The sequence below is a fragment of the Wolbachia endosymbiont (group A) of Pogonocherus hispidulus genome, from assembly GCF_964028195.1.
In the GTDB taxonomy this organism is placed as follows: Bacteria; Pseudomonadota; Alphaproteobacteria; order Rickettsiales; family Anaplasmataceae; genus Wolbachia.
Window position 1 is genome coordinate 1,354,110 of the sequence record NZ_OZ034750.1, and the last position, 14,613, is coordinate 1,368,722.

13 protein-coding genes, 1 tRNA gene and 2 pseudogenes are annotated in these 14,613 nt (G+C 36.3%); 6 read left to right on the forward strand and 10 right to left on the reverse strand.

Annotated features, from left to right (window positions below; all coding sequences use genetic code 11):
- Positions 1-152: 152 nt before the first annotated feature.
- The gene (locus ABWU58_RS06565; protein WP_353282965.1) at positions 153-1,556 is read left to right on the forward strand and encodes an NAD(P)H-dependent flavin oxidoreductase; all 1,404 of its coding nucleotides are present in this window, start codon (positions 153-155) and stop codon (positions 1,554-1,556) included.
- 80 nt (positions 1,557-1,636) lie between these two features.
- A complete protein-coding gene (locus ABWU58_RS06570) occupies positions 1,637-2,464 on the forward strand; it encodes a hypothetical protein (RefSeq protein WP_353282966.1) in 828 nt (275 codons plus the stop codon).
- 451 nt (positions 2,465-2,915) lie between these two features.
- Here ABWU58_RS06570 and ABWU58_RS06580 read toward each other — a convergent pair.
- From ABWU58_RS06580 to ABWU58_RS06605, 6 genes and pseudogenes are all read right to left on the reverse strand, one after another.
- Positions 2,916-4,109, reverse strand: a pseudogene (locus ABWU58_RS06580) (IS4 family transposase).
- A 244-nt stretch (positions 4,110-4,353) separates the two neighbouring features.
- Positions 4,354-5,517 carry a 1-deoxy-D-xylulose-5-phosphate reductoisomerase gene (gene dxr, locus ABWU58_RS06585; RefSeq protein WP_353282967.1) on the reverse strand — a complete coding sequence of 388 codons (1,164 nt, stop codon included), beginning with the start codon at positions 5,515-5,517 and terminating at the stop codon, positions 4,354-4,356.
- A gap of 72 nt (positions 5,518-5,589) precedes the next feature.
- Positions 5,590-6,087 (reverse strand): hypothetical protein, encoded by a 498-nt coding sequence (locus ABWU58_RS06590; RefSeq protein WP_353282968.1) that lies wholly within the window; start codon positions 6,085-6,087, stop codon positions 5,590-5,592.
- Positions 6,088-6,162: 75 nt separating this feature from the next.
- A complete protein-coding gene (locus ABWU58_RS06595; protein WP_353282969.1) occupies positions 6,163-6,864 on the reverse strand; it encodes an ABC transporter ATP-binding protein in 702 nt (233 codons plus the stop codon).
- Positions 6,857-7,639 (reverse strand): MlaE family ABC transporter permease, encoded by a 783-nt coding sequence (locus tag ABWU58_RS06600; RefSeq protein WP_353282970.1) that lies wholly within the window; start codon positions 7,637-7,639, stop codon positions 6,857-6,859. The genes ABWU58_RS06595 and ABWU58_RS06600 overlap by 8 nt, the downstream gene beginning before the upstream one ends.
- A 398-nt stretch (positions 7,640-8,037) precedes the next feature.
- Positions 8,038-8,468, reverse strand: a pseudogene (locus ABWU58_RS06605) (transposase).
- 765 nt (positions 8,469-9,233) lie between these two features.
- Between ABWU58_RS06605 and ABWU58_RS06610 the strand changes: the two are divergent.
- Positions 9,234-9,521, forward strand: coding sequence for a hypothetical protein (locus ABWU58_RS06610; RefSeq protein WP_265025998.1), 288 nt, complete (start codon positions 9,234-9,236; stop codon positions 9,519-9,521).
- 7 nt (positions 9,522-9,528) lie between these two features.
- Here the strand turns inward: ABWU58_RS06610 and ABWU58_RS06615 are convergent, their stop codons facing one another.
- From ABWU58_RS06615 to ABWU58_RS06630, 4 genes are all read right to left on the reverse strand, one after another.
- On the reverse strand, positions 9,529-9,978 hold the full coding sequence (locus ABWU58_RS06615) for a hypothetical protein (protein ID WP_353282971.1): 450 nt from the start codon (positions 9,976-9,978) through the stop codon (positions 9,529-9,531).
- A 135-nt stretch (positions 9,979-10,113) separates the two neighbouring features.
- Positions 10,114-10,188, reverse strand: a tRNA-Gln gene (locus ABWU58_RS06620).
- Positions 10,179-10,448: a divalent-cation tolerance protein CutA gene (gene cutA / locus ABWU58_RS06625; RefSeq protein WP_395460184.1), complete on the reverse strand. Its 270-nt coding sequence runs from the start codon at positions 10,446-10,448 to the stop codon at positions 10,179-10,181. The genes ABWU58_RS06620 and cutA overlap by 10 nt, the downstream gene beginning before the upstream one ends.
- A 491-nt stretch (positions 10,449-10,939) precedes the next feature.
- Positions 10,940-12,247: a hypothetical protein gene (locus ABWU58_RS06630; protein WP_353282972.1), complete on the reverse strand. Its 1,308-nt coding sequence runs from the start codon at positions 12,245-12,247 to the stop codon at positions 10,940-10,942.
- A gap of 155 nt (positions 12,248-12,402) precedes the next feature.
- Here ABWU58_RS06630 and ABWU58_RS06635 point away from each other — a divergent pair, with 155 nt between their 5' ends.
- From ABWU58_RS06635 to hflC, 3 genes are all read left to right on the forward strand, one after another.
- On the forward strand, positions 12,403-12,618 hold the full coding sequence (locus ABWU58_RS06635) for a hypothetical protein (RefSeq protein ID WP_353282973.1): 216 nt from the start codon (positions 12,403-12,405) through the stop codon (positions 12,616-12,618).
- Positions 12,619-12,700: 82 nt separating this feature from the next.
- Positions 12,701-13,735, forward strand: coding sequence for an FtsH protease activity modulator HflK (gene hflK / locus ABWU58_RS06640; protein ID WP_353282974.1), 1,035 nt, complete (start codon positions 12,701-12,703; stop codon positions 13,733-13,735).
- A 2-nt stretch (positions 13,736-13,737) separates the two neighbouring features.
- Complete coding sequence (gene hflC / locus ABWU58_RS06645; RefSeq protein ID WP_353282975.1) at positions 13,738-14,610, forward strand: protease modulator HflC; 873 nt, start codon at positions 13,738-13,740, stop codon at positions 14,608-14,610.
- The last annotated feature ends 3 nt before the right edge of the window (positions 14,611-14,613 follow it).

A 14,613-nucleotide genomic window follows, 5' to 3' on the forward strand; every position in this document is an offset into this window, starting at 1 on the left:
TCGAAACTATATTTACAGTAGTTGCTTTTTCTTGCGTGTCTACTCAAAACCCAAATTTGGCTATGCAGAGGCTCTGATGATATAGGAAAAAATAAACAGCTATTATTTTTTTAGTAATTAAGTAAAATAGAGTGAAAGATTGCGAGGAAGTTTTGAAAAATAAGATAAAAAAGATAGTAATTTCAGGAAAGGAAGTGTGGCCAATCATCGAGGGCGGCAAAGGCATTGCAATTAGTGATGGGAGATCAAGCGGAGCATTTGCTGCAGCAGATGCTGTGGGTACGTTTTCTGGTGCAAATGCTAAGCTTATTGATGATAATGGTGAGTTAGTGCAGCTGATTTACAAAGGCAAAACAAGAAATGAAAAACACAGTGAATTGATTGAGTATAGTATTAAAGCTGGAATCAGTCAGGCAAAAATAGCGAATGAAATATCAAAAGGTCATGGAAGAATACATATGAATGTGCTTTGGGAGATGGGAGCAGCAGAACGCGTGCTTCATGGCATATTAGAAAAAGCAAAAGGCTTAGTTCATGGTATTACCTGCGGTGCTGGTATGCCTTATAGGCTTGGAGAAATTGCAGCTAAATATCAGGTTTATTATTACCCTATTGTCTCATCGGTGCGTGCTTTTAAAGCATTATGGAAGCGTACTTACCAAAGAATATCTTCCTATTTGCTTGGTGGAGTAGTGTATGAAGATCCATGGCTTGCTGGAGGGCACAATGGACTCAGTAACAGTGAAGACCCAAAGCTACCACAGGCTCCATTTGAAAGAGTTGCAGAGCTTAGATCTTTCATGAACGAGATCGGTCTTTCAGAAACACCAATTGTTATGGCAGGAGGAGTGTGGCATTTGAAAGATTGGGAACATTGGTTTGACAATCTGCAAATTGGACCAATAGCTTTTCAGTTTGGCACTCGTCCACTTTTGACGAAAGAAAGCCCAATTTCTGCAGAGTGGAAAAAGAAGCTACTCACTTTAGAAGAAGGTGATGTATTTTTAAATAAATTCAGTCCAACAGGGTTTTACTCATCTGCAGTAAAAAATAACTTCATACGTGAGTTGCAGAAACGGAATTCACGTCAAATAAAGTTTTCAGAAAATGCCAGCGAAGAATTTAGTAGTGAATTTGCAATGGGTAGCAGAGGTAGGAAGATCTACCTTACTTCAAAAGACAAAGAGCTGGCAAATACATGGACTAAAGCAGGGTATACAGAAGCAATGAAAACTCCAGATACAACTGTTATTTTTGTGACGCCAGGCAAGTTTGCAGAGATAAGACAAGATCAAATCAATTGTATGGGATGCTTAAGTCATTGTTTGTTTAGCAATTGGAGAGATCACGGCGACCATTCAACAGGACGAAAGCCAGATCCACGTAGTTTTTGCATACAAAAAACACTGCAAAACATTATACACGATGGTAATATTGAGAACGAACTCATGTTTTCCGGGCACAATGTGTACAAATTTAAGCAAGATCCGTTTTATGAGAATGGCTACGTACCGACAGTAAAAGAGCTGGTGGAAAGGATATTAACTGGGTATTAAGTTATGGTTGATTTGACAAGAAGACGTTACTTTGTTATAATAAGTATTTATTAATTTAGTCTTAACTTAAGAGGGTATTTATGGTAGCAAGTGATAGTGTTTTAAAAAGGTATGCATTGGCCTATATAAAGAAATCAGGTGGTAGTAATAATATTGAAGGGTTTCTACAGCATTGTAATACAACAAGTACCGGAAGCAATTTAACTTGGAGTGAGGGAAATTTTGAAAAGATATATAAAGAATTTACAGGTCGAAACTCAGGCAATGGACAAAATACAGGAAGCGGAAGAGATCAGCAAACTACAAGCCCTCAGGTTATACATGTACATACACAAAATACCGGCTTAAGTTTTTGGGATTATTTGCTATTACAATGTTGTATCGATTCTTTATTTGGTGGGCGTGGTCACACTACTAATGTAACGAATATTAACTACGGTCATAACGAAAGCAGAGAAGATAAGAAAAAAGAATCAGAAGATAATAGGAAGTTATTAGCTTTAGGTATAGTAGCTGCAGTTGTGTGTGTTGCTTTCCATATTGGTATGTGCTTTTGGTACCATAGTAGCAAAAAAGCAGCTAGAAAGGAAGAAAAAATAGATTATCTTGATAATAAACTTAAAATGTTCAGGAATATAGAATTTGCGGTTAGTGCTGTTTCTTTGGTAGCTTTGATAACTTGCGTGTTTTACCCAGTCTTACCAGTGTGGGGTTTAGCTATCCTTGGCGTTAATTCTCTCGTATGTTTTGCTGGTGGTTTAGCTTTTCATATGAAGCATGAGAAAGAATCAGATAATATTGAGAAGGCTAAAGGAGCGGTAAGAAGCTATCTTCAGGATACTTCTCCAAGTGCTCCTCTTTTGAGTGAACTTAATAATTCTAATGTGGGAGGGGTGTTTGGGAATTGAAGGGGTGCTAAACCCACAACTGTACGAACATTGTGATTTGGGCCCATCAGGAGGGTGTCATTCCAGTGCTTGACACTGGAATCCAGTTTTCCATATAATCTCATCGAAAACGTTGTGTTTTAACAACCACTTTCTATGCTAGTTTGCTTGCTTACAAGCAAACTTTTCTGGATCCCAGTGTCTGGGCACTGGGATGACAGGAGAAGGTACTAGCCTGACAACCGTCATCCCGCTGCTTGTTAGCGGTATGACGGTTTGCGGTAGTATGACGTAGGACTGCTGTCGTCCCGCTGCTTGTTAGCTGATGAGATACCGCGAATGAATCGCGGTATGACGGTCTGCGGTGGCATGACGATAACCTCGTTATCCCGCTGCTTGTTAGCGGGATCTAGAGATACCGTGACGGTATGACGAGGGAGAACAGTCAATGGCGTCAACTTAAGAGCATACATTAGCAAACTCTCCTAAAGACATGATGGCGTTTAGGCTTATCTACTTTATCGCAGCTATACAATCTTCCCGGTCGGATCTTAACTTTAGCGCGTATACTTGCTCTATCAAAAAGGGCTTGAAAATCTTTTGGCGCAACAAGCACTTGATAAAGTTTCTGTCTCATCACACCAAATAAAACTGAAAAATTTAAACGATACTCAGCAATTTGATCTGGGTTCCAAGGCCCTTGTGATATGAAGCGATAATATATTGCACATGACCAAGTTTGCCCAAAATTCTTGTAATACAGCCTCTCCAGAAAAATTCTCTAACTCTGCTCCTACTTTGAGTCGTTTATAGCACTCCTCTATGTGCCACCTTAATACATAAGCTTTACTGATATCTTCCAAAGTCTCGATCAAAAAGCTCTGTTTCTCCGTTGGCTAATGTCAGCACTATAACTCTTACTTTCTGTCCTTTCATTTTATTTTTTAGCTTTTCATTTTCCAATATAAAATCAAAATCTAATTCGCCAGCGTTCCCATAGCTTGCTATAATTTCTTTTTTGCAAGCGAAAAATAAAATCTACTTCCAAATCATCATGCTGCTGAATGAATTTTACTGAAGACGATCATAGATAAATAATAATTTCTCTTGATTTAATGAACGCATTTGAGTGATAACTTCGGGTAATTGCTCTTCCGCCAACGTTTATTCACCTATATTCCAAGCCGCAAGACGAGCACTACAAATCAGCGAAGTACACAAATCAACAAACAAATTGCCAATGGTGGCATTGTGCCTGTTGTTCCATTTGGTTTAAAGCGGCCAAACTCGGATACAATTTCCTCAGAGCTGGGTAATCTCATACCAGAACCATCTGCTGCAATAAGTCTATAGCCTCTCCAAGTTCCATACTCAGGTTCATCATGATAGGCTGTTTGGATGCTTAAATTCTTGAAAGCCTGTATGGCAAATCTTATACCTTGCTTTAGAAAAAGCTTGCTTTGAGGGTGGAGTTTTACATGTCAACGGCTCCATAAGTTCACATTCTATTCCCAAACTTTTTTTAACTAACTTTAAAATCATAGAAAATACTGTCGAAAAAGGAAGTTTTCTTGTTCGTGTAAAACTCAACACAATGGATTTTCTGAAAAGTTTTCGAGTATATTGCATTTTTAATTTGTAAGATAAGATCTTTTCCTTTTTGCATGCCTCACCTAAAAATGACACATTTTAAACTTTTTTGTTGAAATAAAATAGAAACAAAAGTGCTGTCTCTTGTAGTATTTTACTCCTTAACATCCCTTAAGTTGACGCCATTGGCTGAACGGATACAATTATTCAACCATATTTTTGAAGATAGCTAGTTTCTGTATTTACTTTAAATTGAAGAAAGCTCAAATGAAAGATCGTGTTTTGCTAAAAATCACAGAATGCAGTCTGGTTACATTACTCTAGCTATACGCAATAATTTTACTTTCAACAATTTTATTAGCAATAACACGGCTTTCACAATCAATATTTATTATATCAGATAGTGAATTAATATCAGTATAACTATCAAAATTTTCCATTGTTGATTCCACTACCTCTACTATTTCTAAAAAGCCGATTCGTGACTTCAAAAATTCATTAACAGCTATTTCATTTGCAGCATTGAGCACAATACTGTTTGTTTGTGGAGCAGAAGAGTTTAACACTTCTATGCTAAGCTTTAGCGCAGGAAAACGCTTATGGTCTGCCTCTTGAAAGGTCAATTTTCCTTGCTTTGTTAAATCTAATTTATAATTTAAAACTAATCTTTCTGGCCAAGATAGAGCATATGAAATGGGGATTGCCATGTCAGTTTCTGCAAGCACAGCAAAGTTGAACCCATCCTTATAAGTTACAATTCCATGTACTATTGACTCAGGATGCACTATTGCTTCAATTTTATCCGGGCTGATGTTAAACAAGTTATGTGCTTCTATTATCTCTAGTGCCTTATTCGTCATTGTTGCACTATCAACCGAGATTTTCTTTCCCATATTCCAAGTGGGGTGACTAAGCGCCTGATCTACCATGACATTTCTTAATTGCTCAGAACTATAGTTTAAGAATGGTCCACCAGAAGCAGTAAGTATGATCTTTTCTACGCATTTGTCGTCATTTTGCAAAACTTGAAAAATTGCGTTGTGTTCAGAGTCGATAGGGATTATTTGTACGTTTTTTTCTTTAGCTTTTTTGAGTAATAACTTTCCACCGCAAACAATGCTTTCTTTGTTTGCTAGTGCAATGACTTTAGTACCGCTTTCTATGATGTGCATAACTGGCTCAAGGCCTGCAATGCCAATTATTGCAACAACTGAGAGATCAACAGGTATGGTAGCAATATTTGTAGCGCCAATTGCTATTTTTACATCTGTGCCAAGTAGGTTTTCTCTTAAATCTTTGTAAAACCTTTCATCGGAGATAGCAACGTATTTTGCATTCAGCAGTTTTGCTTGGTGTGCCAGTAGAGCAAAGTCTGAATGGGCACTTAGTGCTTCCACTTGGTATTCTTCTTTTCTCTTTGAGAGCAAATCTACAGTCTTTTTTCCAACACTTCCTGTTGATCCTAAAACTGAAACCTTTTTCACTAAGACAAACTCATAACAATAGCAACTTTTCTTGCGAAGCTTTCTCCCAACTATTCAATAGTTTTTAAGCGTTTAACCAAGTTCATGCCCGTGGTCATCGCCAACAGATGGTGAAGGACCAGGTGAAAAAGATTGACCATGGTAATCACCTGCGTCATGCATGTCTTGCAAACCATCAGCATTATGAGCTATTTCATTATTAGCATGAGGGTAATCATCTGAGTGATGTCCCTCATCACCATGAGCCATATCCATTCCTTCTGATGGCATATCTTCCCCACCTCCACCTGAAAAATGTTCTGCAAGGCTTTCAAGAAATTTTATGCCAAACATATTACCTAATTTTCCAAACAGTGTTACTAGACTACTACCACTCACCAAACTTTCAAACACATTATTATAAGCAGCAATCGCCCCTTCATGAAAGTTGAACAACCATTTCATTCCATCCACGACTGTTGAAACAGAGTCACTATGACCAAGACCAAAACCACTTTTCTCACCAGCGGCTTCTTGGTGTTGCTGCTGCGCTTGCCATTCTGCAATATTTGGACCTTGAGCTTCACTCATAAATTTTTACTCTCAACCTTAAGCTATTATTCTATCACAAATATTGATTGTTAGCAATAGTGTATATATCTTTAGCTATATATAACGAATGAATTTTTTTATATATTCGTTATTAGTATTTTGTATTTCCTGAACAGTTCCATGGGAAATGATCTCCCCTTCATATAATACTGCTATTTTATCAGCTATTTTAAATGCGCTATGAATATCATGTGTAATCGTGATAATTGTAGTGTTAAGATCTTTAGATAATTTTATTATTATCTCGTTTACTATATCTGACATAATTGGGTCCAATCCTGAAGTTGGCTCATCCAATACGATGATTTCTGGATTGTGTGCAATCGCCCTTGCAAGTGCTACTCTTTTTTTCATTCCGCCTGATAGCTCTATTGGAAACATATCTGCTATGCTTTCCTCCAGTCCAACATCATTTAACTTCTCGATTGCTAGCTGTTTTGCCTCCTTTTTGCTGATATTAAAGCGCTTTTTATAATTAAAAGATATATTTTCCCACACTGTAACGTAGTCAAATAAAGCGGAATTTTGAAATAAAACCCCAAATTTATTTTTACTTTTACTATTTATTTTAACAGACCCTGAGTCTGGAGCAAGCAAGCCGATAATTGTTTTTGTTAGTACCGATTTGCCACTTCCTGAGCTACCAAGTATGACTAATGATTCCCCTTTCGATATATCAAAATTTAGATCTTTTAGTACTGTCCTATCATCAAAAGATAAGCTTAAGTTTAATATTGATATTATGGGGTTACGCATGTATCAAAGTAATCATGTAGTTTGCTAAAATGATCAGTATGGACGAAAAAACAACAGTTGATGTTGTAGCAACACCTACTCCTCGTGCACCTTCTTTGCAATGATAACCGTAATAGCAGCTTGAGACAGAAATTATAGTGCCAAATGCAGTTGCTTTAGCTAGCCCAGTTATAAAATCGTACGTATTAAAGAACTGAGCTGTGTATTTTATGTATATATTTAAATTGTGGTTAAATTCGAAGACTGCAGTGACATACCCTCCAAATATTCCTATTAGATCTGCACATACTGTAAGTATGGGAAATACTATGATTGACGCTAAAATCCTTGGTGCAATTAAATATTTGAAAGGGTTGATGTTCAAAGTTGTAAGGGCATCTATTTGCTCGGTGATGCGCATTGTACCAATTTCTGCTGCAATTGATGATCCAACCTTCCCTACCATTATTAAGCTGATCAAAACTGGTCCTAACTCTTTAATGATAGTGATCATAACAAGTTTGGGTATTATCTGTTCTTGATCAATCAATGGACCACTCAAGCTACTTTGTAAAACTATCGCCGCTCCTATGAAAACTCCAGTGAGCCCAACAATTGGCAGAGAGAAAAAGCCTATCTCTATAATTTGTCTTGCTACGTTGCTAAAATAATATGGTGGCACAAAGCAGTGGTATAGAGATTGAATAAAAAATATGAATACACTACCAAGCCTTAACAAAAAATTGATAAAGCACTTACCAATTATTCTAACACTATTTATATCAAAAAAGCTCACTTTGTATTCATTTTAGCTAGAGGTTAGTCTTACTGATTTTATTAAAATTTTTATTAACTTTATCGCAAAGTATAGCTGAGATATGTTTTAAGTTCAATAGCTAACGTAACTTTACCTTATACCGCACACAACTATACGAACGTTTATCTTTCTAAAAGCAATTTGCATAGCAAATGATGTCATTCCAGCGCGTGGCGCTGGAATCCAGTTTCTACACAATTTAATCAAAACGCTGTATGATATATTTTTTGTAATCAAGTCTTCTGGATCCCAGATACTGTCTCTCATGTCAAACAATTAATTTACAATTAAATGGCTGATTGTTTTTAAGAATACCAAAAAAGACATGCATCAGTTTTCTCATCAAGGCTAAAACTACGACTTTTGGACACTTTCCTTTACTCGTTAAACGCTGACAAAATTTTTGAAAATGATGATTGTACTACTATAGCTGGCATATAAAAAGCTTTTCGAATACGCTCAGATCCTATTTTACATATTCGGCTTCTTCTACTTATTGACGATCCAGATTGATGATGTTCTGGCGGCAAAAGCTGTTAGCATGACTAAAATTATCAACTGACGGCGTTTCTGCGATAACAGCAACAGCAGTAAGATATCCTATGCCTTTTACAGTTTTGAGGTTTTCTATCATATTTTTTAGGTATGGATAGTGATTAATATGCTCATCAATTTCTTTTTCCAGGATAGCAATTTGTGCATCTATTGTTGAAATTACTTCGGATCTAGCGTTTTTGCAGCTGGAGTGCATATTTTTATTTTCCAAACGGTTCATCTGTTGCAACTTGTCGTCTTTAAGTGATTGCATGCAACGATAAAGCTCTCTTAAATGCCTAACTTCAGGGGAAATAGGTTTCCAAAGAGCAGGTTTATTAGCGATACAAAATCTATAGCTGCATCTGATTTATCGGCTGAGCAGTTCACTTTTGCCAAAAGCCTTCTGGATTTACTACACTTACGTTATGTCCCAAGTCGTGCATAAAAGTAGCCAAATCTTCACCACACCAGCTAGTTGCTTCAAGACAAAGATGAATAAGGTTTGCTCCATGTCCATTGCACCACACTACAAGTTTTGTAAAGCCGTCTTCAAAAGACTTTGTGCCGTTTCTTATCGTTTATTAGCAAACAAACATCAAATTTCTTTTTAGAAATATCTACACCTAAAATAGCATTTACTTGCATAAAACTGCCTCCAAGACTATAAATAAATTGAGAGTTCTTGTAAATACGGGATATAATTCCAAAGATACTGTTCAGTCTTCTAACTCTATGGGAGGGGAGCAAAATCTGGGATTCAGCCTTATTGGCATTAGTGTCAAGTTGGCTTCACCCTCCCTGTGAGATATTTTAGCTCTAATACCTCACATCATAAAGATACAAGTGTCACGCACTGGGATGACAGGGAAGAGAATACTGGATGACACCCTGACAACCGTCATCCCGCTGCTTGTTAGCGGGATCTATGTTAAGGTATGACGGTTAAGTAACTCGTCATTCCGCTACTTGTTAGCGGGATCTGCTGTGGCGACATAAACTCAAATCATTTCAAATTTCAATCCAAAGAGGTATCATCATGTCAAACAACTTCAATTTCAAAGAATTTTTTCACCATTACGAAGCAAACAGTACGTCAGATGATATACAACGGTACTGTATACTGTGGAAATCAGTGATAGCACAGGCAATGACTGATGCAGCAAGTAACTGTAAAAAAACAGAAAGCTTGGTAGAGAAACGTAAGGCGATTTCTTGGTTGTCAGACTTTAGTCAAGATTTTGTGCACACATGTATATTGGCTGATTGTGATCCGGTATACGTAAAAAACAAAATACAGCCAATTTTAAAAAGCCTTACTAGATAAAGCCTTTTCAATGAGGTTTACTCCTTTTACCGAAAAAAATATCATTCAATCTCCTATCTATAGTTTCCTCTATATCTTTGATTAATAGCTGCTTTATCATGTTTACTTTCCGCTTTGCATCTTGAGCGTGATGCTCACTGTTATTGCTGTAATTATTCTTATCACTATAACTACTGCCACTTGGTTTACTACTGTTACTGAACTCACTACCCTTTTTTCTTCTTGTGATTATGAACTTGAGTATCTTTTCCTTTAAAAAGGACTTCCAGCCTGTGCTAAGTAATAATTTATAGAGAAAATGCGGAGTAAGAAACGCCACTAATATTCGAATAGAAATTCCGTAACCGAGATCTTCCCTATTTTCATAATACCACTTGCAATATTGAAATAAATGGTAAAACGCATTTTTGAAAGAGCCAAATTCTACAGCATACCAAAAACCATTGCTGAGAAACATGAGCACAATGCTGGATGTGTAAAGATACATTGTGAAGAGAAACAGTTTCACAATTATATCTTTTAGACTACCTAATATATAATTCAATAATCTTAATCTATAGAAAAGTGATATCATTTCACACCCACTTCAACATGGCTGGGGTGGAAGGATTCGAACCTTCGCGTGGCGGTATCAAAAACCGCTGCCTTACCACTTGGCTACACCCCAATACTACTTACATCAATAACACTATTAGCCCAATTAGTAAAAGATTTATTTGCTTTTTCTATGGGCATCACAGCAATAGCTGGCTGATCATAAGAATGCATTGCTTCGATTTTTTCTACAATTTTATCAACTTGATCATTCCTGCTCTTCATAATTGCCACTACTTCACAACCACTGTTAATTTCACCCTTCCATAAATACAGAGAATTTACTTCAGTTACACATACAATTAACTTCTCGTTTAACAATTCTTCAGAAATAGTTTTAGCCTCATTTAAATTTGAAAAAGTTGAAAACTAAATTATTCATTAGAATCTATATAAACGCATTGCTACTATACTCCACTCAGGTTTATTCATCAAGAGAAAATAACGCCAGCGCGTACTGTATGAACATTTGTTTGCAAAGGTAGTATGTTAAGTGTTATAGCTAGTTTGCCTCAAACGTAAAGGTGTCATCCCAGTGCCCCTGTGATGTCATTCCAGTGCTTGACACTGGAATCCAGTTTTCCATATAATCTCATCGAAAACGTTGTAACCACTTTCTATGCTAGTTTACTTGTAAACAAGCAAACTTTCCTGGATCCAAGTAGTCAAGCACTGGGATGACACCTTTCCTAGCAGAGAAATCACAATGTTCATACGGTTGTACGCGTACCGCTGGGATCTAGGATTTTTCTATAGTTTAAAAACAAAAAAAGGATGTTACTCAACGAGTAACATCCTTTTGGAGAAGGTAGAAGTTTTACTTATTACACTGTTCCTGGAGTTGCTGTAGCTCTTGAGTTGACAGGTTCTGCACTAGGTTGATCTAGAGATGCGCGTCGTTTTGCCAACTTTTCTTCGCGTTCTCTGTCAAATTCTTCTTTTAAAGGAAGAACTTGTTTTCTTGTTGGCGTAGAAGAACCAGAACCCATTCCACTATCAGAAGAATTACTGCGAGTTAGAGTTCCCTCATCCAGTGAATTGCTTCTGGTTGATTTGGGTGTAGAAAGCACATGTTTTTTCGCCCGCTGATCAACAAACTTTGACCATTCATCCTCTAAGGTTGGACTTTCAGGTACTTTTGGTGGAGCAACTGGAATAGACTGCTTACCAGAAGGTTTTTGTCCTATTGTTGCAGTTTTGTCAAGCACCCCAAGATCAGAACTAAAAGGTTCGTGAAGTTGTTTTTCTACGTTACTCCCTCCAAATTGTATAGAATCTCTGAGTGTCCCATACTTTCCTGCTACTTTATTAAGGTTCTCCATAGAGTTAGAAAGTTTATGCTCTGTTTTGCACTCTTTAACAATCCTCTTAATTTCATCGTAATGTTCAGAGAAAACACGGTCAATGAAATAAACATCGCTAGGCAATGCTTTCTGTTTTATCAAGACACGCAAATCTTTTTCATCCAAATGCTTAATGAAGTTTTTTTGTACTTGCCACTTAGGAGTATGCTCTATCGATTCTGATTTTGCCTCCTCTGCTATTTTTAAATCAATTTTTAACGATATTTCAGAAAGTATATTTTTTACTAACTTAGAATTATCTCCTTTATCAGCAAAAATCGCTTTTAGTTCGTGCTTTATTTCACCAGCTTTCTTGCGATCTTCCTCAGGAAACTTTGTCATTTTTTCTATAGCATCACCTTCCTTAGCATGATTGTAAAATACAACTCTATCCCTTTCCTTAAAGCGTTTTTTCAGTGAATCTACACCTTCTCCCACCTTATCTCTAGCATGCACAGCACCACCTTTAGCTGTTTCGTAAAGATTTTTCGCCCCATCAACTGTCTTTTCTGCTGACCATTTGAGCCCTTTGAATGTGTATTCAACTGCTTTATAAGCAAAAAATAGAGTAAGGGCAACTATTGCACCTGTTGCAGCAACCGGTAAAGCAACTGCCACAAATGGAAGTAATGCACCAACCATCACACCTACTGCACCTACTGCAATCATTTGCTCTTTTGCAGACCAGTTAGAGAAATTTTTTATATCTTTTAGTTTATCCTGCACAGTTTCCATGAAAGTGGAATTTTTTTTAACAGAACTTGAATTTGTTTGTTTACTGGCTAACATTTTAAACCTCACTATTAATTAAATATATTATATTGTACACCCTCGATTCTTAAGTTAGTGTTAATTTGGCTGCCAGTATTCATTTGTCTTCAAATAATTTCGCTTGACGTGTTTTTTGATAGTGTGGAAAATTAGGTCAAGAAGCCGGAGTATTTATGAGGTGCATAAAAAGGGCACTCATCTTTTTGGCTGTTATAACTTTAATAATAATAGCTTTACTATTTAGGTATAATTCCCATTTTCACGAAGACGTAGTGCACTTAAAGAGTGACAATAAAGAATTCAAAAAAAAGCCAGAAAATTCTGTAGAGTCGACCATACTATATAGAGAAAAGGAAGTGTACGATCATGTTTTCCATCCTGATGATTAATTTGTAAATAAAATAGCAATTTATGTTTGCATTTTCTTATTAAAGAAGTAATATTAGCGTATTAATTATAGAATCAATCATTATGTTTGATGAGAATAATCCTTGGAATCTGGGAAAGAAACCGGTAGGGAACAAAACTCCTAATAATGAAGATATTTTAAGTAAAGCTGTATCTGATGTAAGGTTCTTTCTTAATGGATTAACCAGAAACAGGGGCAAAAAACCTTATTTCATCATTTTTATTATTTTGCTGTTCTATGCTTGCACTGGCTTTTATATTGTCCATCCTAGTGAGGAAAGTATAGAACTTACCTTTGGTAAATATTCTAATACAGAAACACCTGGTTTGCGTTATCACTTCCCCTACCCTATTGGCAAGGTTTTTAAAGTGAACGTTAAGGAAGTAAATCGTGAAGAAATTGGGGTAAGTAGTTCTTATGGGCGAGATACAGATCGCGGTGAAGGTGTGATGCTAACTGGAGATGAAAATATAGTCAACGTTAACTTCGAGGTTCAGTGGCGCGTTAGAGATGCTAAGGACTATTTATTCAAAGTGCGGGATTACAAACCCGGTTTCAGTGTTAAAAATGCTGCTGAAAGTGCCATGAGAGAAATAATAGGTAAAAACACGATCTCTTTTGCACTTGGTCAAGGCAGACCAGAAATTTCTAGAGATACTAGAATTCTATTGCAGCAGATTCTTGATGGATACCAAATGGGCATAGAGATTTTATCTGTTCAAATGAAAAAAATTGATCCACCAGAAAAAGTAATCAGTTCGTTTAGAGATGTACAAAGTGCTCGTGCAGACAAAGAGCGTACTATAAACGAAGCATATGCTTATAATAACGATATTATACCTCGAGCAAAGGGTGAAGCGATAAAGATAAAATTAGATGCAGAGGCATATGAGAATGAAGTAATAAATGAAGCAAAAGGTAATGCAAATCGCTTTTTATCTCTTTATGAGGAATATAGACAGAATCCTTCTCTCGTTAAGAATCGTATTTATCTTGAAACTATGGAAAATATTTTCAGTAAGGTAGACAAAGTTGTTGTAACTGATGATCTGAAAGGTATGTTTTCTTATTTACCTCTTACAAATTTAGGGAAATAACCATGAGTAGTAATATTAAATTTGTTTTTGTTTCTGTATTTGTTGTTTTATTGATTGTTTTATTTAATTCAATATTTGTTGTGCAAGAAACAAAGCAAGCGATAGTTATACAACTCGGTAAAGTTGTAAGAGATGTTAGGGAAAGTGGCTTATATTTTAAGTTACCATTCATAAATAGTGTAGAGTTTCTTGATAAAAGAGTTTTAGATTTAAGTCCTGATAAGATCCCAAGGGAAGTGATAACAGCGGATCAAAAACGTATTATAGTAGATGCGTATGCAAAATATAAAATAACAAATCCTGTTACTTTTTACCAGGCTGTGAGGAATGAATCAGGGCTGGTTAGAAGATTGTATCCGGTTATAGAAGCACACATAAGAGAAAATATAGGCAGATTTTCGTTGATTAGTTTGTTGAACGAAAAAAGATCAGAGGTTATGCAATTGATTCAGCGTGGAGTTTATTCTGAAGCTGAAAAATTTGGCATAGAAATAATAGACGTAAGAATTAAGAGAGCAGATTTACCAGAAGAAAATAGTTCTGCAATATTTCGCCGTATGCAAACTGAAAGGGAAAAAGAAGCAAAAGAAATTAGAGCAGAAGGAGAGCAAGCTGGGCAGGAAGTTAGATCAAAAGCTGATAAATTAAAAAGGGAAATTATCTCCAGTGCAGTAAAAGAATCATATGAAATAAGGGGCCGTGGTTATGCTGAAGCAACTAGAATTTATAATGAGGCATTTAAGGTTGATGAAGAGTTTTTTAACTTTTATCGCTCTATGAGCGCTTACAGTAAATCATTTGTCGAAAATAATACTAAATTTGTACTTTCACCAAACAATAACTTTTTAGATATTTTAAATAAGGGATGGAAATAGTCT